The sequence below is a fragment of the Streptomyces sp. NPDC007162 genome, assembly GCF_040634175.1.
Lineage (GTDB): Bacteria > Actinomycetota > Actinomycetes > Streptomycetales > Streptomycetaceae > Streptomyces.
The window spans coordinates 39,360-57,268 of sequence record NZ_JBEYFC010000004.1; the positions used below are offsets into that span (position 1 = coordinate 39,360).

Consider the following 17,909-nt stretch of genomic DNA (forward strand, 5'->3'; position numbering starts at 1 on the left):
CGAAAGGGAGATGTCGTGAGCAACGAGAGCCTGGCCAACCTCTTGAGGGAGGAGCGACGCTTCGCGCCGCCCGCCGACCTGGCCGAGAACGCCAATGTCGGGGCCGAGGCGTACGAAGAGGCCAAGGCTGACAGGCTGGGCTTCTGGGCCGCGCAGGCCCGCAGGCTGACCTGGGCCAAGGAGCCGACCGAGACGCTGGACTGGTCGAACCCGCCGTTCGCGAAGTGGTTCAAGGACGGCGAGCTCAACGTCGCGTACAACTGCGTGGACCGGCACGTGGAGGCCGGCAACGGCGACCGGGTCGCCATCCACTTCGAGGGCGAGCCCGGCGACAGCCGCGCGATCACCTACGCCGAGCTCAAGGACGAGGTCTCCAAGGCCGCGAACGCCCTGCTGGAGCTGGGAGTCCAGGCCGGCGACCGGGTCGCGATCTACCTGCCGATGATCCCCGAGACGGCCGTCGCGATGCTCGCCTGCGCCCGGATCGGCGCCGCGCACTCCGTCGTCTTCGGCGGCTTCTCCGCCGACGCGCTCGCCACCCGCATCCAGGACGCGGACGCCCGGGTCGTCATCACGTCCGACGGCGGCTACCGGCGCGGCAAGCCGTCCGCGCTCAAGCCCGCCGTGGACGAGGCGGTCGGCAAGGCGGGCAACGTCGAGCACGTCGTGGTGGTCCGCCGTACCGGGCAGGAAGTGGCCTGGGACGACAGCCGGGACGTGTGGTGGCACGAACTCGTCGACCGGCAGCCGGCCGAGCACACCCCGCAGGCCTTCGACGCCGAGCACCCGCTGTTCATCCTCTACACGTCCGGCACCACGGGGAAGCCCAAGGGCATCCTGCACACCTCGGGCGGCTACCTCACCCAGACGTCGTACACGCACTGGGCGGTCTTCGACCTCAAGCCGGAGACCGACGTCTACTGGTGCACGGCCGACGTCGGCTGGGTCACCGGCCACTCCTACATCGTCTACGGCCCGCTCGCCAACGGCGCGACCCAGGTGATGTACGAGGGCACCCCGGACACCCCGCACCAGGGCCGCTTCTGGGAGATCGTGCAGAAGTACGGGGTGACGATCCTGTACACGGCGCCCACCGCGATCCGCACGTTCATGAAGTGGGGCGACGACATCCCCGCGAAGTTCGACCTGAGCAGCCTGCGGGTGCTCGGCTCGGTCGGTGAGCCGATCAACCCCGAGGCCTGGATCTGGTACCGCAAGCACATCGGCGCCGACCGCACCCCCGTCGTCGACACCTGGTGGCAGACCGAGACCGGCGCCATGATGATCACCCCGCTGCCGGGCGTCACCGCGACCAAGCCAGGGTCCGCGCAGACCCCGCTGCCCGGCATCTCGGCCACCGTCGTCGACGACGAGGCCAACGAGGTACCCGACGGCGGTGGCGGCTACCTGGTCCTGACCGAGCCGTGGCCCTCGATGCTCCGCACCATCTGGGGCGACGACCAGCGCTTCCTCGACACCTACTGGTCCCGGTTCGAGGGCAAATACTTCGCGGGCGACGGCGCGAAGAAGGACGACGACGGCGACATCTGGCTGCTCGGCCGCGTCGACGACGTCATGCTCGTCTCCGGACACAACATCTCCACCACCGAGGTCGAGTCGGCCCTCGTCTCCCACCCGTCGGTCGCCGAGGCGGCCGTGGTCGGCGCGGCCGACGAGACCACCGGACAGGCCATCGTCGCCTTCGTGATCCTGCGCGGCACCGCCGACGCCGAGGACGAGAACCTCATCGCCGACCTGCGCAACCACGTCGGCGCCACCCTCGGTCCGATCGCCAAGCCCAAGCGGGTGCTGCCGGTCGCCGAGCTGCCCAAGACCCGCTCCGGCAAGATCATGCGCCGCCTCCTGCGCGACGTCGCCGAGAACCGCCAGCTCGGCGACGTCACCACCCTGACCGACTCCACAGTCATGGACCTCATCCAGGCCAAGCTCCCCGCAGCACCCAGCGAGGACTGACCCCGGCAAGGCCCACAGGGCGCCCGGAGCGCGACGCGCCGGGCGCCCCTTTTGCGCCTACCGTGAATCTCACCTGACAACCACCGCCGCACCTTAGGTAAACTAAACAAAGAGCGTGACCTCAAGGTGTGCCGGGAAGTCTGGTCGGCAAGCTGCCCCATCCTGCCCACCGACCGGAGGTCCCCGTGTCCGCGCCCCGCACCACCCCCGTCCGCAGGTTCCTCGACCGGCTCTCGCTGCCCGAGCGGACCTTCGTGACGGACGCGCTGCGGACCGAGACCGTCGGCGGGGTGGTGCTCCTGCTCGCCGCCACAGCCGCGCTGCTCTGGTCGAACATCCCGGCCCTGCACCACAGCTACGAGACGGTCAGCGAATTCCACCTCGGCCCCGGCGCCCTCGGCCTGCACCTGTCCGTCGCCCACTGGGCCGCCGACGGCCTGCTCGCGATCTTCTTCTTCGTCGCCGGCATCGAGCTCAAGCGGGAGCTGGTCGCCGGCGACCTGCGGGACCCCAGGGCGGCCGCGCTGCCGGTGGTCGCCGCCCTGTGCGGCATGGCCGTACCGGCCCTCGTCTACACCGTCACCAACCTGGTCGGCGGCGGCTCCACGCACGGCTGGGCGGTGCCGACGGCCACCGACATCGCCTTCGCGCTGGCCGTGCTGGCGGTCATCGGGACCTCCCTGCCGAGCGCGCTGCGCGCCTTCCTGCTCACCCTCGCCGTCGTCGACGACCTGTTCGCCATCCTGATCATCGCGGTCTTCTTCACCGAGCGGATCGACTTCGCCGCGCTCGGCGGCGCGGTGCTCGGCCTCGCCGTCTTCTGGCTGCTGCTGCGCAAGGGCGTGCGCGGCTGGTACGTGTACGTCCCGCTCGCGGTGGCGATCTGGGCACTGATGTACCACAGCGGTGTGCACGCGACCATCGCCGGTGTCGCCATGGGCCTGATGCTGCGCTGCACCACCCGCGAGGGTGAGGAGTGCTCCCCCGGCGAGCGCATCGAGCATCTGGTGCGGCCGTGGTCGGCGGGGCTCGCGGTACCGCTCTTCGCACTCTTCAGCGCCGGCGTGACGGTGTCCAAGGGGGAGCTCGCGGACGTGTTCGGCAGGCCCGAGACGCTCGGGGTCGTCCTCGGGCTGGTCGTCGGCAAGACCATCGGGATCTTCGGCGGTACCTGGCTGACGGCCCGCTTCACCCGGGCCTCGCTCGGCGGCGACCTCGCGTGGGGGGATGTCTTCGCGGTCGCCTCGCTCGCCGGGATCGGCTTCACGGTGTCGCTGCTCATCGGCGGACTCGCCTTCGAGGGCGACGCCGTGCTGACGGACGAGGTCAAGGCCGCCGTACTCATGGGATCACTCATCGCGGCCCTGTGCGCCACCGTGCTGCTGAAGATACGCAACGCCCGCTACCGCGGTCTGGTCGAGGCCGAGGAGCGGGACGAGGACAGCGACGGCATCCCGGACGTCTACGAGCAGGACAACCCGGCGTACCACCTGCGGATGGCGGAGATCTACGACCGCAAGGCCGCCGAACACCGCCGGATCGCCGCCGAGAAGGCGGCCGAGCAGGCCACCCGGTGACCGCCCTCGGAGGCGTCCGGTGACCTCTCGGAGGCATCCGCCGGCCGCCCCGAAGGTACGACGCGCTTGCCGAAGTACCGGGCGGGGCAGGCGAGCAGGGCGACCGTCCGGCATGATCTGACGAGACGGTACAAAAGACGATGACAAGTACGCAGAGGGAGACCGCGATGAGCGCACCCGACGGCAGCCCGGTCGGTGCCGAACGCAGCATCGGCCAGTTGTTCGCCTCGGCCACGGCCGAGATGTCGGCGCTGGTGCACGACGAGATCGCGCTGGCCAAGGCCCAGCTGAAGCAGGACGTGAAGAAGGGCGCGACGAGCGGCGGCGCGTTCTCCGCGGCCGGTGTGCTGCTGCTGTTCTCCCTGCCGATGCTCAACTTCGCGCTGGCGTACGGCATCCGGACCTGGAGCCACTGGAATCTCGCGGTCTGCTTCCTGCTCTCCTTCGCGGCGAACGTGCTGGTCGCCGTCGTCCTCGCGCTCATCGGTGTGGTGTTCGCGAAGAAGGCCAAGAAGAGCCAGGGCCCGCAGAAGGTGGCCGCGTCGATGAAGGAGACGGCCGGCGTGCTGCAGAACGCCAAGCCGCATCCGCGCCCGGAACTCCCCCGGGACGACGTGCCGGCCATCGAGGCTGTGGGACGCTCGTCGTCATGACGGATCCCGCTCCCTCGGCCGTACGGCCGGAGGGCCCCTGGACGCACCGGGACGTCGCCGCGAACGGCGCCCGCTTCCACATCGCCGAGCTCGGCGACGGCCCCCTGGTCATGCTGGTGCACGGCTTCCCCCAGTTCTGGTGGACCTGGCGGCACCAGATGGCCGCACTCGCCGACGCGGGTTTCCGGGCCGTCGCCATGGACCTCAGGGGCGTCGGCGGCAGCGACCGCACCCCGCGCGGCTACGACCCCGCCAACCTCGCCCTCGACATCACCGGCGTGATCCGCTCCCTGGGTGAGCCGGACGCCGCGCTGGTCGGCCACGACCTGGGCGGCTACCTGGCGTGGACGGCGGCCGCGATGCGCCCCAAGCTGGTACGAAGGCTCGCGGTGGTGTCCATGCCGCATCCGCGGCGCTGGCGCTCGGCGATGCTGCGGGACCGCCGGCAGTCCGCCGCCGCCTCCTACGTCTGGGGCTTCCAGCGCCCCTGGATCCCCGAGCGGCAGCTCACCGCCGAGGACGGCGCGCTGGTCGGCCGGCTGATCCGGGACTGGTCCGGGCCGCGGCTGCCCGAGGACGAGGCGGTGGAGACGTACCGGCGGGCGATGTGCATCCCGTCCACCGCGCACTGCTCGATCGAGCCCTACCGCTGGCTGGTGCGGTCCCTGGCCCGCCCCGACGGCATCCAGTTCAACCGCCGGATGAAGCGCCCGGTGCGAGTGCCGACCCTGCATCTGCACGGTTCCCTGGACCCGGTGACCCGCACCCGCAGCGCGGCCGGCTCCGGTGAGTACGTCGAAGCGCCGTACCGCTGGCGGCTGTTCGACGGCCTGGGGCACTTCCCGCACGAGGAGGATCCGGCGGCCTTCTCCACCGAGCTGGTCAACTGGCTGAAGGACCCCGAACCCGATCGGTGACCGCGCCGATGCGCCCGGTATCCGGATCTGCACACCTGTTCTACGAACGGCCACATGCCCCGCGCATAGGCCGATTGGGGCGCGCACGGGAGGTTATCGACCTTGGGGCGGGGGCAGACGTCGGGGTATGGGCTGGACGCACGACTACAGTGACGCACCCCGAAACCGCCGTACGGCAGGCGGTCCGAACCCCTACCGAGGAGCTGTCCCGCAGCTGCCGGGGACGGACCTGAGGGTAGGGATTCCGCATATTCTGCGCCGCCGGGCCCGCTGGGTCTCGGTACGTCTGCGCCACACCCGCGGCTGATCCCTCCGAGGACCCCGAGGGGTTCTAGAGGGCGCAGCTGTCGGTGCCCACCTGCTGGTTCGCGGTACGGCCCCGGGCGATGTCCGGCTTGATCTCGTCGGCCGTCAGTGCGTACCCGGTGTCGGCGTCGTCCAGTGACTTCGCGAAGACGACCCCGTACACCCGGCCCTCGGGCGTGAGCAGCGGGCCGCCGGAGTTGCCCTGGCGGACGGTCGCGTACAGCGAGTAGACGTCGCGGCGCACGGTGCCGCGGTGGTAGATGTCCGGGCCGTTGGCGGTGATGCGGCCGCGCACCCGGGCGGCGCGCACGTCGTACGACCCGTTCTCCGGGAACCCGGCGACGATCGCGCTGTCACTGGTCCCCGCGTCCTTCGCGGAGAACTTCAGCGCCTTCGCCGGGAGGTCCGGCACGTCCAGCACGGCGATGTCGCGCTGCCAGTCGTAGAGGACGACCTTGGCGTCGTACCTGCGGCCCTCGCCGCCGATCTGGACGGTGGGCTCGTCGACGCCGCCGACCACGTGCGCGTTGGTCATCACGCGGCGGTCGGCGAAGACGAAACCGGTGCCCTCCAGGATCTTGCCGCAGCTCTGCGCGGTGCCCGTCACCTTGACGATGGACCGCTGGGCGCTGGTGGCCACCGCGCTGTTCGCGAGGGCGGGGTCGGGCGGTGAGACGTCGGTGATCGGCTCGTTGGCGAAGGGGCTGAAGACCTGCGGGAAGCCGTTCTGCGCGAGGACCTTGGAGAAGTCCGCGAACCAGGTGTCGGCCTGGCTGGGCAGCGCCCTGGACACTCCGAGGAGCACCTTGGAGCTGCGGACCTCCTTGCCGAGCGTCGGCAGGGTGGTGCCCGCGAGGGCGGAGCCGATCAACCAGGCGACCAGCAGCATCGCCACCACGTTGACGAGCGCGCCGCCGGTGGCGTCCAGGGCGCGGGCCGGGGACCAGGTGATGTACCGGCGCAGCTTGTTGCCCAGGTGGGTGGTGAGGGCCTGGCCGACGGAGGCGCAGACGATGACGACGACCACGGCGACCACCGCGGCGGTGGTGCTCACCTCGGCGTTGTCGGTCACGGCGTCCCAGATCACCGGCAGGGCGTAGACGGCGACGAGTCCGCCGCCCAGGAAGCCGATCACCGACAGGATGCCGACGACGAACCCCTGGCGGTAGCCGACGATCGCGAACCACACGGCGGCGACCAGCAACAGGATGTCCAGCACATTCACGGGGATCACCCTGTCATGACCGCCAGTCGAGCGGGACCAGCTTCTCGCGGTCCCAGGAGCGCTCCCATCCGGCGTAGTGCAGCAAGCGGTCGATCACCCCGGCCGTGAACCCCCACACCAGGGTCGATTCGACCAGAAATGCCGGACCTCGGTGACCGCTGGGGTGTACGGCGGTGGCCCGGTTGGCCGGATTCGTGAGATCCGCCACGGGGACCGTGAAGACCCGCGCCGTCTCGTTCGGATCCACCACGCCCACCGGGCTCGGCTTGCGCCACCAGCCGAGCACCGGCGTGACCACGAAGTGGCTCACCGGGATGTAGAGCCGCGGCAGCACCCCGAACAGCTGGACGCCGGCCGGATCCAGCCCGGTCTCCTCCTCGGCCTCGCGGAGAGCGGCCCGCAGCGGCCCGTCGGCCTTCGGGTCGCCGTCCTCGGGATCGAGGGCACCGCCGGGGAACGAGGGCTGTCCGGCGTGCGAGCGCAGCGAACCGGCCCGCTCCATCAGCAGCAGCTCCGGGCCGGCCGCACCGTCCCCGAACAGGATCAGTACGGCCGACTGCCGTCCGGCGCCGTTCTCCGGGGGCAGGAAGCGGCTCAGCTGAAGCGGCTGGACCGTCTCGGCGGCCCGCACCACCGGCTCCAGCCAGTCCGGCAGGCCCTCCTTGCTGAGCGCCGCGCCCGCACGCGCCCCGTCGGCCTGTGCCCTGCTGCTGTGCGTCATGGCGTCCCCCGTCCTGCCCTGCTCCCCCGGCCTGTCTGTTCCAACGCCACGAGACTCCTTGATCGTTCCGTCCGCCGACCCGCAGAAGACCCCTGGGTCATGTCCCTGATACGCCTGGTCATGCCCCCGGTACGGCGCCCAGCGGCGGGGCCGGCCTGCCGCCCGCGTCCAGATACGCCTGCGGAGGCTTCAGACGCTGGCCGGGGAAGCCACCCTTCTCGTACTTGAGCAGCTTCTTCGCCTTCTCCGGGTCCGTCTCGCCCTCGCCGTAGGCCGGGCAGAGCGGGGCGATGGGGCAGGCGCCGCAGGCGGGCTTGCGGGCGTGGCAGATGCGGCGGCCGTGCCAGATCACGTGGTGCGAGAGGTCGGTCCAGTCGGTCCTGGGGAAGAGCGTGCCGACGGCCGCCTCGATCTTGTCGGGGTCGGTCTCCGCGGTCCACCGCCAGCGGCGGACCAGGCGCTGGAAGTGCGTGTCCACGGTGATGCCGGGGCGCCCGAACGCGTTGCCGAGGACGACGAAGGCGGTCTTACGGCCGACACCGGGCAGCTTGACCAGGTCTTCGAGCCGGCCCGGGACCTCGCCGCCGAACTGCTCCACCAGGCCGTTGGAGAGCCCTATCACCGACTTCGTCTTGGCCCGGAAGAACCCGCACGGCCGCAGGATCTCCTCGACCTCCTCCGGGTTGGCGGCGGCCAGGTCCTCGGGGGTGGGGTACTTGGCGAAGAGCGTCGGGGTGGTCTGGTTGACCCTGAGGTCGGTGGTCTGGGCGGAGAGCACCGTGGCGACCAGGAGCTGGAAGGGGTTCTCGAAGTCCAGCTCGGGGTGGGCGTACGGATACACCTCGGCGAGCTCGCGGTTGATCCGGCGGGCGCGGCGGACCAGCGCGGTACGCGACTCGGGTTTCCCGGCCACCCGCGGCGCCTCGGCGGCGGCCTTCTCGGGCGCGGCCTTCTTGGACGCGGCCTTCTTCACAGCAGCAGTCTGCTTCCCGGCGGCGGCCTTCTTGGCGGAGGCCCCCTTGGCGGCGACCTTCTTCACGGCTTTTGATGCTTTTGTCGTCTTTTTCGATTCACCCGGGACAGCATCGGACCCTTGTTCGCCCACAGCGGAATCACGACGTACAACCACCCGCCCAGCCCCCTTGGCCTGTGCTCTCACCGGCGATTTGGACACCCGGCCAGCCTAAAGCCCGACACCGACATCCGCCCCGGACCCGGAAGATCAGCCCCCGATTGGACCCCTGCCGCTTACCTCGGGACACCTGTACGGCATCCTTGTGACAGATCACACTGTTTGGACCGTCCGGCAAAATGGGGAACACGGACCCCTGGTACCAAGGGGGAGCAAGATCCCCTGAGCAGGTCGACAAGGAGAGAACTCGTGGACGACGTTCTGCGGCGCAACCCGCTCTTCGCGGCGCTCGATGACGAGCAGTCCGCGGAGCTGCGTGCCTCCATGAGTGAGGTGACCCTCGCGCGTGGCGACTCCCTGTTCCACGAGGGCGACCCGGGCGACCGGCTCTACGTAGTCACCGAGGGCAAGGTCAAGCTCCACCGCACCTCTCCCGACGGCCGCGAGAACATGCTCGCCGTCGTCGGTCCCGGCGAGCTGATCGGCGAACTGTCGCTGTTCGACCCGGGCCCGCGGACGGCGACCGCCACCGCGCTGACCGAGGTCAAGCTGCTCGGCCTCGGCCACGGCGACCTCCAGCCCTGGCTGAACGCGCGCCCCGAGGTGGCCACCGCCCTGCTGCGCGCGGTCGCCCGCCGCCTGCGCAAGACCAACGACGCCATGTCCGACCTCGTCTTCTCCGATGTGCCTGGCCGGGTCGCCCGCGCCCTGCTCGACCTCTCCCGCCGCTTCGGCGTGCAGTCCGAGGAGGGCATCCACGTCGTCCACGACCTCACGCAGGAGGAGCTGGCCCAGCTGGTCGGCGCGTCCCGCGAGACCGTGAACAAGGCGCTTGCCGACTTCGCCCAGCGCGGCTGGCTGCGCCTGGAGGCGCGGGCCGTGATCCTGCTGGACGTCGAGCGGCTGGCCAAGCGCTCGCGCTGACACCGGCACACGACCGTACGACATCAGGGTTCCGCCTCCACGAGACGGGACCCTGAGTCATGACGGGGGTACTTCCTGGGGGGCCGCCCGGCACGTGGAGCCGGCCGACGCCGTCCAGGGCTGTGGCCGACCTTCCGTGGCCGCCCGGCTAGATGAGCCCGTGCTCGCTCAGGTAGTCCATCTGGGCCCGTACCGACAGTTCCGCCGCCGGCCACAGGGAGCGGTCCACGTCGGCGTAGACGTGGGCGACGACCGCGGCCGGCTGCCGGTGGCCGTTCTCGACGGCCGTCTCCACCTGGGCGAGCCGGTGGGCGCGGTGGGCCAGGTAGAACTCGACGGCCCCCTGGGCGTCCTCCAGGACGGGGCCGTGGCCCGGCAGGACCGTGTGCACGCCGTCGTCGACCGTCAGCGAGCGCAGCCGTCGCAGCGAGTCCAGGTAGTCGCCGAGGCGGCCGTCGGGGTGCGCCACGACCGTCGTACCGCGGCCGAGGATGGTGTCGCCGGTCAGGATGGCCCGGTCGGCCGGGAGATGGAAGCTCAGGGAGTCGGCGGTGTGACCGGGGGTGGGTACGACCCGGAGCTCCAGTCCGCCGGTCGTGATCACGTCACCTGCGGCGAGACCCTCGTCGCCGAGGCGCAGCGCCGGGTCGAGGGCACGCACGCGCGTGCCGGTCAGTTCCGCGAAGCGTCCGGCGCCCTCGGCGTGGTCCGGGTGGCCGTGGGTGAGCAGGGTGAGCGCGACGCGCTTGCCGGCCTTCTCCGCCATGTCGACGACCGCGCGGAGGTGGTCCTCGTCCAGGGGGCCCGGGTCGATCACCACGGCCAGGTCGGAGTCGGGCTCGGCGACGACCCAGGTGTTGGTGCCGTCCAGGGTCATCGCGGAGGCGTTGGGCGCCAGCACGTTGACGGCCCGCGCGGTGGCCGGCCCCGAACGGACCGTGTCGCGGGGCCGGCCGGGCAGGGCCGCTGCGTTCGTCATGCGGGGCCTCCGGCGATGGGTCCTGCGGTGGGCCCCGCGACGGGTCCCGCCATCGGGGCGGTCGCTATGTGCTTGGTGAACTCGTCGTGCCCCGGCCAGGTCAGGACGATCCCGCCGTCTTCCAGGCGGGCGCGCGCCAGCACCGGGGTCATGTCCCGCGCGGGCGCCGCCGCGAGCGTCTCGGCGGCGGTGGCGTACGCCGTGAGCTGGCGCAGTGTCGCGATGGTGGGCGGCATCATCAGCAGTTCGCCCCGGTCGTAGCCGGCGGCGGCCGCCGCGGGGCTGATCCACACCGTGCGGTCGGCCTCCGTGGAAGCGTTGCGGGTGCGCTGGCCCGCGGGGAGGGCGGCGACGAAGAACCAGGTGTCGTAGCGGCGGGTCTCGAACTCCGGGGTGATCCAGCGGGTCCAGGCGCCCAGCAGGTCGGACCGCAGGACCAGGCCCCGCCGGTCCAGGAACTCGGCGAAGGACAGCTCGCGGGCGACCAGGGCGGCGCGGTCGGCCTCCCAGTCGTCCCCGGTGGTGTCCCCGACCACCTGGTCCCCGGCCACCTGGTCGCCGGTCGGGCCCGCGAGCAGGACGCCCGCCTCCTCGTAGGTCTCCCGCACGGCCGCGCAGACGATCGCCTGGGCGCCCGCCTCGTCGGTCCCGAGCCGCTCCGCCCACCACGCGCGCGTGGGACCCGCCCAGCGGACCTGGTGGTCGTCGTCACGCGGGTCGACACCGCCGCCCGGATACGCGTACGCGCCTCCGGCGAAGGCCATGGAGGCGCGTCTGCGCAGCATGTGGACGACAGGGCCGTCCGGGGTGTCCTTCAGGAGCAGCACGGTCGCCGCGCGCTTCGGCGGGACCGGCACGAGGGTGCCCTCCGTGTGGGCGCGGATGCGTTCCGGCCACTCCGGGGGATACCACTGTCCATCGGCCATTACCGGAGGCTATCCCGTGGTGCGCGAATGTTCGAGAGGTGGCCTGTGGCGTTCCCGTTACGGCCTACCGCTCACGGCACCAGTTCGACCTGGACCTCGACCTCGACCGGCGCGTCCAGCGGCAGCACCGCGACGCCCACCGCGCTGCGCGCGTGCACGCCCTTGTCGCCGAGGACCTCACCGAGCAGTTCGCTGGCGCCGTTGATCACGCCCGGCTGTCCGGTGAAGTCGGCGGCGGAGGCGACGAAGCCGACGACCTTCACCACGCGCGCGATCCGGTCCAGGTCGCCGGCGACGGACTTCACGGCGGCCAGGGCGTTCAGCGCGCAGGTGCGGGCCAGCTCCTTGGCCTCGTCCGCGGTGACCTCGGCGCCGACCTTGCCGGTGACCGGGAGCTTGCCGTCGACCATCGGCAGCTGGCCGGAGGTGTAGACGTACACGCCCGACCGCACGGCCGGCTGGTAGGCGGCGAGCGGCGGGACGACCGCCGGCAGCGAGAGGCCGAGTTCGGCCAGCCTGGCCTCGACGGCGCTCATCACGGCTTCTCCCGCTTCAGGTAGGCCACGAGCTGTTCGGGGTTGTTGGGCCCGGGCACGACCTGGACGAGCTCCCAGCCGTCCTCGCCCCAGGTGTCCAGAATCTGCTTCGTGGCATGGACGAGCAGGGGCACGGTTGCGTATTCCCATTTGGTCATGCGGCCGACTTTATCGGCTGGGGCGCACGGGGCAGGTGTGTGACCGTGAGCAGCGTTATCCACAGCCTCCCGCGTGAGTGTCCGGCCGACTGGTTAGGCTCGAAGACGTGAGCAGGCTCCAGGTCGTCAGCGGCAAGGGCGGGACCGGAAAGACGACGGTCGCCGCCGCACTCGCGCTGGCCCTCGCGACCGAGGGGAAGCGGACGCTTCTCGTGGAGGTCGAGGGCCGGCAGGGCATCGCCCAGCTCTTCGAGACGGAGGCGTTGCCCTATGAGGAGCGGAAGATCGCCGTCGCGCCGGGAGGTGGTGAGGTCTACGCGCTGGCCATCGATCCCGAACTGGCCCTTCTGGACTACCTCCAGATGTTCTACAAGCTCGGCGGGGCGGGTCGGGCGCTGAAGAAGCTGGGCGCGATCGACTTCGCCACCACCGTCGCGCCCGGTCTGCGGGACGTCCTGCTCACTGGCAAGGCGTGCGAGGCGGTGCGCCGCAAGGACAAGGCGGGACGGTTCGTCTACGACTACGTGGTGATGGACGCGCCCCCGACCGGCCGCATCACCCGCTTCCTGAACGTGAACGACGAGGTGGCCGGGCTCGCCAAGATCGGCCCGATACACAATCAGGCACAGGCGGTGATGCGGGTGCTGAAGTCCAAGGAGACGGCTGTGCACCTGGTCACACTCCTTGAGGAGATGCCGGTCCAGGAGACCGCCGACGGCATCGCCGAACTGCGGTCCGCGCGGCTGCCGGTGGGCCGGGTCATCGTGAACATGGTCCGGCCGGAGGTGTTGGACGGTACCGACCTGGAACTCGTACGGGGTGTGCCGCGCACCGCCGTGGCGCAGGCACTGTCGGCCGCCGGGCTCGGCGGGGCGCGGCGCGGCGGCAAGGCCGAGCAGCTGGTGGACCCGCTGCTGGCGCAGGCCGCCGAGTACGCCGAGCGGTACGCGCTGGAGCACGAGCAGCGCGCGGTGCTGGCCGAGCTGGAGCTGCCCCGGCACGAACTGCCACTGCTCGCCGAGGGGATGGACCTGGCGGGCCTGTACGAACTCGCCACCGAGCTGCGGGAACAGGGGATGTCATGACTCCGGATCCGGACCCGGCCCAGGACGGCACGCGCCGGCTGGCCCACGCGCCCGTGCTGGACGTCGACGCGCTGCTCGACGACCCGAAGACCCGGATCGTGGTGTGCTGCGGCTCGGGCGGGGTCGGCAAGACGACCACCGCGGCGGCGCTGGGGCTGCGGGCGGCCGAGCGGGGCCGCAAGGTGGTCGTGCTGACCATCGACCCGGCCAGGCGGCTGGCGCAGTCCATGGGCATCGACTCGCTGGACAACGTACCGCGGAGGGTCAAGGGCACCGAGGACCGCGGCACCGTGGCGGCCGACAGCACGACCGACGGCAGCGAGGCCGACGGCAACGTGGCCGACGGGAGCGACGTGGCCGACGGGGACGGTTCGGCCGAGGGTGGTGGCGGGCGGCGGGCCGGCGGCGAACTGCACGCCATGATGCTGGACATGAAGCGCACCTTCGACGAGGTCGTGGAGGCGCACGCGGACGCCGAGCGGGCGGCCGCCATCCTGGCCAACCCCTTCTACCAGTCCCTGTCGGCGGGCTTCGCGGGCACGCAGGAGTACATGGCGATGGAGAAGCTGGGCCAGCTGCGGGCCCGGGACGAGTGGGACCTGATCGTCGTGGACACCCCGCCGTCCCGCTCGGCACTGGACTTCCTCGACGCGCCGAAACGCCTTGGTTCCTTCCTGGACGGACGGCTGATCCGGCTGCTGACCGCACCGGCCAAGCTGGGCGGCCGCGCCGGCATGGCCTTCCTGAACGTCGGCATGTCGATGATGACCGGCACGCTCGGCAAGCTGCTGGGCGGCCAGTTGCTGAAGGACGTGCAGACCTTCGTCGCCGCGATGGACACGACGTTCGGCGGGTTCCGCACGCGCGCGGACGCGACGTACAAGCTGCTCCAGGCGCCCGGTACGGCGTTCCTGGTGGTGGCGGCCCCGGAGCGGGACGCGCTGCGCGAGGCCGCGTACTTCGTGGAGCGGCTGGCCGCGGAGGACATGCCGCTGGTCGGTCTGGTCCTCAACCGCGTGCACGGCAGCGGCGCCGAGCGGCTGTCCGCCGAACGCGCGCTCGCCGCCGCGGAAAATCTTGAAGACCCCCGCATTGTGGATCAGGGGGACGGGAAAGCTGGACTTCGTAACTCTCCCGACACGTACGGCAGTTCTGAATCACCCGCGCCCGCGCCGTCCGAGTCCCGGCCCGACGAATCCCCCTCGTCAGGGCCCGCGGACATGACTGACGAAGCCCCCTCGTCGGACAACCCGGACCGCACCGTCGACCAGCTCACCGCAGGCCTGCTGAGGCTGCACGCCGAGCGCATGCAGCTGCTCTCCCGCGAGCAGCGCACGCGTGACCGCTTCACCGCGCGCCACCCCGAGGTGGCCATGGTGGAAGTGGCCGCGCTGCCCGGCGACGTGCACGACCTCGCGGGGTTGCGGGACATCGGTGACCGGCTCGCGGCCGGCCGGCCGGAGCTGCCGGGGACCCGTCCGGCCTAGCTCACGGCCATGTAGTTCTCGTACACCTCGTCGCTGTCGAGGGGGACGATCCCGGTCCCCCGCTCGTACTCCGAACGTGCCGTCTCCAGGAGCCGGCGCCAGGAGGTCACGGTGGGTCGCCTGCGCAGCAGTGCGCGGCGCTCCCGCTCCGTCATGCCTCCCCACACGCCGAACTCGACGCGATTGTCCAGCGCGTCCGCCAGGCATTCGGTGCGCACCGGACATCCGGTGCACACCGCCTTGGCCCTGTTCTGCGCTGCTCCCTGAACGAACAGTTCATCCGGATCGGTAGTGCGGCAGGCGGCCTGCGCACTCCAGTCGGTTACCCAGCCCATACCGGCGCCGTCCTCTCCCGAATCGAGGCTCCCCCACGGCGGCAGCGGCATATTCACCGCCGCCAGTTGAGGACGTTACGGAAGGTGGGCACAGCGCAACACCCCCTTCGGGCCCAATCTTGAATGGCCCGAACGGACTATGGGTAAGCGGCAGATCACCCGCGGGAGTGAGCTGACGACATGCGTGATCATCCCGGCAAAGCGGGACAGCCCTGGTGCGCCACAACGGACGCCGGGTGACACACGAGGCGGATTCGGGCACACCATCAACACATCACCCGAAAAAAAGTGGGCTGGTTCCGGAACGATTCGGGGTCGCCGGACGTATTGATACGTGACCGCACTGCTGTGACAGTTGAGAGCAGCTTAGGCCAAGGCCTGTACGCGTGTCCGGCGAATGGCAAGGTCGACCGTCCATGTCGCCATGCCGTGCGCCGCGTCACGCCCCATGCGGGGGACCTGGTCCCGTATGTCACGATCCGGCACTCGAACATCCCGAGAGCCGCCCGCTCACCCGGAACGCCCATCGCTACGGATTAGGCTGCCCCCATGCCAAAGAAGCGCTCGGGCGGTGGTCTGTCGACCACGCAGCAGGCCGCCAAGTTCCTCGGTGTCAGTGTGCTCGCGGGAGCCGTGATGGCGGGCATCGCACTGCCCGCGGCCGGGGCCCTGGGCCTGGCGGCCAAGGGCTCGGTCCAGGGCTTCGACGACATCCCGGCCAACCTGAAGAGCCCTCAGCTGAGCCAGCGGACCACGATCCTGGACAGCAAGGGCAACCAGATCGCCCAGGTCTACTCCCGTGACCGCACGGTCGTGGACCTCAAGGACATCTCGCCCTACATGCAGAAGGCGATCGTCGCGATCGAGGACTCGCGCTACTACCAGCACGGCGCCATCGACCTGAAGGGCGTGCTGCGCGCGCTGAACAAGAACGCGCAGAGCGGCGGGGTAGCCCAGGGCGCGTCCACCCTCACCCAGCAGCTGGTGAAGAACTACTTCATCGAGGAGGCCGGCGACGACCCGACCAAGGTCGCCGAGGCCACCCAGCAGACCCTCGGCCGCAAGGTCAAGGAGCTGAAGTACGCGATCCAGCTGGAGGAGAAGCTCGGCAAGAAGAAGATCCTCGAGAACTACCTGAACATCACCTTCTTCGGCGAGCAGGCCTACGGCGTCGAGGCCGCCTCCCAGCGCTACTTCTCCAAGCACGCCAAGGACCTCAACCTCCAGCAGTCGGCCCTGCTGGCGGGCATCGTCCAGTCGCCGAGCCGCTACGACCCGGTCAACGACGAGGCCGAGGCCACCAAGCGGCGCAACATCGTCCTGGAGCGCATGGCCCAGCTCGGCGACATCTCCCAGGCGGAGGCGGACAAGGCCAAGGAGGCGCCGCTCGGCCTGCACGTCACCCAGCCCAAGAACGGCTGCATCACCGCCTCCACGGGCGCCGGGTTCTTCTGCAAGTACGTCGAGAACGTCTTCCTCACCGACCCGACCTTCGGCAAGACCCGCGAGGCGCGCGCCAAGCTCTGGAACCAGGGCGGCCTGACCATCCGCACCACCCTGGACCCGCAGGCCCAGGACTCCGTGCAGGCCTCGATCAAGGACCACGTCTACAAGTCGGACTCGGTCGCGGCCGCCGCCACCCTCGTGGAGCCCGGCAGCGGCAAGATCCTGGCGATGGGCCAGTCGAAGCCGTACGGCTACAACAAGAACGAGACCGAGTACAACTTCTCGGTCGACCGGGACTACGGCGGCTCCAACTACGGCTTCCCGACGGGTTCGACGTTCAAGCCGTTCGTGGCGGCGGCCGCCATCGAGGGCGGCAAGCCGGCGACGCAGGAGTACTCGTCGCCGTACAAGATGAACTACCCGAGCCCCGTGCAGCAGTGCGACGGCAAGCAGTGGGTCAACACGGACAACGAGCAGGTCGAGAACGAGAACGAGTCCGAGGTCGGCCCGTACCAGATGAAGAAGGCGATGGCGAAGTCCATCAACACCTACTTCGTCCAGCTGATCTCCGACATCGGCCTGTGCCCGGTGGTCAAGATGACCGACGCGCTCCACGTCCACCAGGGCGACGGCTCGAAGCTCCCGCAGACCCCGTCCATCGCCCTCGGTGCGATCGGCCTCTCGCCGCTGACCATGGCGAGCGCGTACGCCACCTTCGCGGACCGCGGCATGTACTGCACGCCGGTCGCCATCGCGTCGATCACCCAGAAGATCGGCAACGAGCAGAAGTCGCTGGCCGTGCCCAAGTCGACCTGCTCGCGCGCGATGAGCGAGAAGACCGCCGACACCATCAACACCCTGCTGCGCGGCGTGGTCGACTCCGGTACCGGTCAGCAGGCCGGCCTCGACGACCGCGAGAGCGCGGGCAAGACGGGTACGACGGACTCCCGCAAGAACGCCTGGTTCGTCGGCTACACGCCGAACCTCGCGGGCGCGGTCTGGGTCGGCAGCGCCAAGCAGAACGTCGAGATGACCAACATCACCATCGGCGGCGTCTACCACTCCGAGGTCTTCGGCGCCGACACCCCGGGGCCGATCTGGAAGGACGCCATGACGGGCGCCCTGGAGGGCAAGGCGGACGAGTCCTTCAACCTCATCAACATCCCGGACGAGGGTGATAAGGGAAAAGGCGACAACACCGGCACCGGGGACGGCAACAACGGTGACACCGGTGGTCTGATCGGCGGCCTCATCGGCGGTCTGACGGACGGCGGCACGACCGACGGCGGCACCACGAACGGGGGCACCACCCCGAACCCGACCTTCTCCTTCCCCGACGGATTCATCCAGGGCAACGGGAACGGCGGGAACGGGAACGGAAACGGCGGCCGCCGGGGCTGACCCGTTCTCCGGTACGACGGTCTCTGCTACGACGGTGGGGCCGCACCTCTTCCACAGAGGTGCGGCCCCAGGCTCCCCGGCGTCCGGCTAAAGGGATCGCTCCCCAACTTACCGATTCCCAGTTTGT

The 17,909-nt window shown here is 70.5% G+C and carries 17 protein-coding genes; 9 read left to right on the forward strand and 8 right to left on the reverse strand.

All coding sequences use genetic code 11. From position 1 onward, the window contains the following. The first annotated feature begins 15 nt into the window (after positions 1-15). The 5 genes from acs (at position 16) to ABZ646_RS01075 (ending at position 5,428) form a co-directional block, all read left to right on the forward strand. Positions 16-1,974: an acetate--CoA ligase gene (gene acs / locus ABZ646_RS01055; protein WP_360511618.1), complete on the forward strand. Its 1,959-nt coding sequence runs from the start codon at positions 16-18 to the stop codon at positions 1,972-1,974. 185 nt (positions 1,975-2,159) lie between these two features. Then, on the forward strand, positions 2,160-3,551 hold the full coding sequence (gene nhaA, locus ABZ646_RS01060; protein ID WP_360511620.1) for a Na+/H+ antiporter NhaA: 1,392 nt from the start codon (positions 2,160-2,162) through the stop codon (positions 3,549-3,551). 167 nt (positions 3,552-3,718) lie between these two features. Beyond that, entirely contained in the window at positions 3,719-4,204 is a 486-nt protein-coding gene (locus ABZ646_RS01065) for a phage holin family protein (RefSeq protein WP_360511622.1), read from the forward strand. Then, the gene (locus tag ABZ646_RS01070) at positions 4,201-5,121 is read left to right on the forward strand and encodes an alpha/beta hydrolase (RefSeq protein ID WP_360511624.1); all 921 of its coding nucleotides are present in this window, start codon (positions 4,201-4,203) and stop codon (positions 5,119-5,121) included. The genes ABZ646_RS01065 and ABZ646_RS01070 overlap by 4 nt, the downstream gene beginning before the upstream one ends. A 127-nt stretch (positions 5,122-5,248) precedes the next feature. Then, complete coding sequence (locus tag ABZ646_RS01075) at positions 5,249-5,428, forward strand: hypothetical protein (protein WP_132889485.1); 180 nt, start codon at positions 5,249-5,251, stop codon at positions 5,426-5,428. Positions 5,429-5,452: 24 nt separating this feature from the next. Here the strand turns inward: ABZ646_RS01075 and ABZ646_RS01080 are convergent, their stop codons facing one another. The 3 genes from ABZ646_RS01080 to nth all read right to left on the reverse strand — a co-directional run bounded on the left by ABZ646_RS01080 (position 5,453) and on the right by nth (position 8,412). Beyond that, a complete protein-coding gene (locus ABZ646_RS01080; RefSeq protein WP_360511626.1) occupies positions 5,453-6,652 on the reverse strand; it encodes a MarP family serine protease in 1,200 nt (399 codons plus the stop codon). Between the two features lie 13 nt (positions 6,653-6,665). Beyond that, positions 6,666-7,373: a CoA pyrophosphatase gene (locus tag ABZ646_RS01085; RefSeq protein WP_360511628.1), complete on the reverse strand. Its 708-nt coding sequence runs from the start codon at positions 7,371-7,373 to the stop codon at positions 6,666-6,668. A gap of 118 nt (positions 7,374-7,491) precedes the next feature. Further along, on the reverse strand, positions 7,492-8,412 hold the full coding sequence (nth, locus tag ABZ646_RS01090) for an endonuclease III (RefSeq protein ID WP_360511630.1): 921 nt from the start codon (positions 8,410-8,412) through the stop codon (positions 7,492-7,494). A 342-nt stretch (positions 8,413-8,754) separates the two neighbouring features. Here nth and ABZ646_RS01095 point away from each other — a divergent pair, with 342 nt between their 5' ends. Further along, the gene (locus ABZ646_RS01095) at positions 8,755-9,429 is read left to right on the forward strand and encodes a Crp/Fnr family transcriptional regulator (RefSeq protein WP_018547939.1); all 675 of its coding nucleotides are present in this window, start codon (positions 8,755-8,757) and stop codon (positions 9,427-9,429) included. 148 nt (positions 9,430-9,577) lie between these two features. Here the strand turns inward: ABZ646_RS01095 and ABZ646_RS01100 are convergent, their stop codons facing one another. The 4 genes from ABZ646_RS01100 to ABZ646_RS01115 all read right to left on the reverse strand — a co-directional run bounded on the left by ABZ646_RS01100 (position 9,578) and on the right by ABZ646_RS01115 (position 12,028). Continuing rightward, on the reverse strand, positions 9,578-10,408 hold the full coding sequence (locus tag ABZ646_RS01100) for an MBL fold metallo-hydrolase (RefSeq protein WP_360511632.1): 831 nt from the start codon (positions 10,406-10,408) through the stop codon (positions 9,578-9,580). Then, on the reverse strand, positions 10,405-11,334 hold the full coding sequence (locus ABZ646_RS01105; RefSeq protein ID WP_360511634.1) for an NUDIX hydrolase: 930 nt from the start codon (positions 11,332-11,334) through the stop codon (positions 10,405-10,407). The genes ABZ646_RS01100 and ABZ646_RS01105 overlap by 4 nt, the downstream gene beginning before the upstream one ends. 71 nt (positions 11,335-11,405) lie before the next feature. After that, positions 11,406-11,870: a RidA family protein gene (locus ABZ646_RS01110; RefSeq protein ID WP_360511636.1), complete on the reverse strand. Its 465-nt coding sequence runs from the start codon at positions 11,868-11,870 to the stop codon at positions 11,406-11,408. Continuing rightward, on the reverse strand, positions 11,870-12,028 hold the full coding sequence (locus ABZ646_RS01115; RefSeq protein WP_019992579.1) for a DUF4177 domain-containing protein: 159 nt from the start codon (positions 12,026-12,028) through the stop codon (positions 11,870-11,872). Before ABZ646_RS01115 ends, ABZ646_RS01110 begins: the two co-directional genes overlap by 1 nt. Positions 12,029-12,135: 107 nt before the next feature. Here ABZ646_RS01115 and ABZ646_RS01120 point away from each other — a divergent pair, with 107 nt between their 5' ends. Together ABZ646_RS01120 and ABZ646_RS01125 are read left to right on the forward strand one after the other, a co-directional pair. Next, on the forward strand, positions 12,136-13,113 hold the full coding sequence (locus ABZ646_RS01120; protein ID WP_360511638.1) for an ArsA-related P-loop ATPase: 978 nt from the start codon (positions 12,136-12,138) through the stop codon (positions 13,111-13,113). After that, on the forward strand, positions 13,110-14,600 hold the full coding sequence (locus ABZ646_RS01125) for an ArsA-related P-loop ATPase (protein WP_360511640.1): 1,491 nt from the start codon (positions 13,110-13,112) through the stop codon (positions 14,598-14,600). Before ABZ646_RS01120 ends, ABZ646_RS01125 begins: the two co-directional genes overlap by 4 nt. Here the strand turns inward: ABZ646_RS01125 and wblA are convergent. Beyond that, a complete protein-coding gene (gene wblA / locus ABZ646_RS01130) occupies positions 14,597-14,935 on the reverse strand; it encodes a transcriptional regulator WblA (protein ID WP_207921750.1) in 339 nt (112 codons plus the stop codon). The genes ABZ646_RS01125 and wblA overlap by 4 nt on opposite strands. 549 nt (positions 14,936-15,484) lie before the next feature. Here wblA and ABZ646_RS01135 point away from each other — a divergent pair. Further along, positions 15,485-17,782: a transglycosylase domain-containing protein gene (locus ABZ646_RS01135; protein WP_360511642.1), complete on the forward strand. Its 2,298-nt coding sequence runs from the start codon at positions 15,485-15,487 to the stop codon at positions 17,780-17,782. The last annotated feature ends 127 nt before the right edge of the window (positions 17,783-17,909 follow it).

Excerpts from the sequence above, each read along its gene's own strand:
- ABZ646_RS01135 (WP_360511642.1), top strand. The coding sequence starts at position 15,485 with ATGCCAAAGAAGCGCTCGGGCGGTGGTCTGTCGACCACGCAGCAGGCC.
- ABZ646_RS01085 (WP_360511628.1), bottom strand. The coding sequence starts at position 7,373 with ATGACGCACAGCAGCAGGGCACAGGCCGACGGGGCGCGTGCGGGCGCG.
- ABZ646_RS01070 (WP_360511624.1), top strand. The coding sequence starts at position 4,201 with ATGACGGATCCCGCTCCCTCGGCCGTACGGCCGGAGGGCCCCTGGACG.
- ABZ646_RS01115 (WP_019992579.1), bottom strand. The coding sequence starts at position 12,028 with ATGACCAAATGGGAATACGCAACCGTGCCCCTGCTCGTCCATGCCACG.
- ABZ646_RS01100 (WP_360511632.1), bottom strand. The coding sequence starts at position 10,408 with ATGACGAACGCAGCGGCCCTGCCCGGCCGGCCCCGCGACACGGTCCGT.
- ABZ646_RS01110 (WP_360511636.1), bottom strand. The coding sequence starts at position 11,870 with ATGAGCGCCGTCGAGGCCAGGCTGGCCGAACTCGGCCTCTCGCTGCCG.
- ABZ646_RS01075 (WP_132889485.1), top strand. The coding sequence starts at position 5,249 with ATGGGCTGGACGCACGACTACAGTGACGCACCCCGAAACCGCCGTACG.
- ABZ646_RS01105 (WP_360511634.1), bottom strand. The coding sequence starts at position 11,334 with ATGGCCGATGGACAGTGGTATCCCCCGGAGTGGCCGGAACGCATCCGC.
- ABZ646_RS01125 (WP_360511640.1), top strand. The coding sequence starts at position 13,110 with ATGACTCCGGATCCGGACCCGGCCCAGGACGGCACGCGCCGGCTGGCC.
- ABZ646_RS01065 (WP_360511622.1), top strand. The coding sequence starts at position 3,719 with ATGAGCGCACCCGACGGCAGCCCGGTCGGTGCCGAACGCAGCATCGGC.
- wblA (WP_207921750.1), bottom strand. The coding sequence starts at position 14,935 with ATGGGCTGGGTAACCGACTGGAGTGCGCAGGCCGCCTGCCGCACTACC.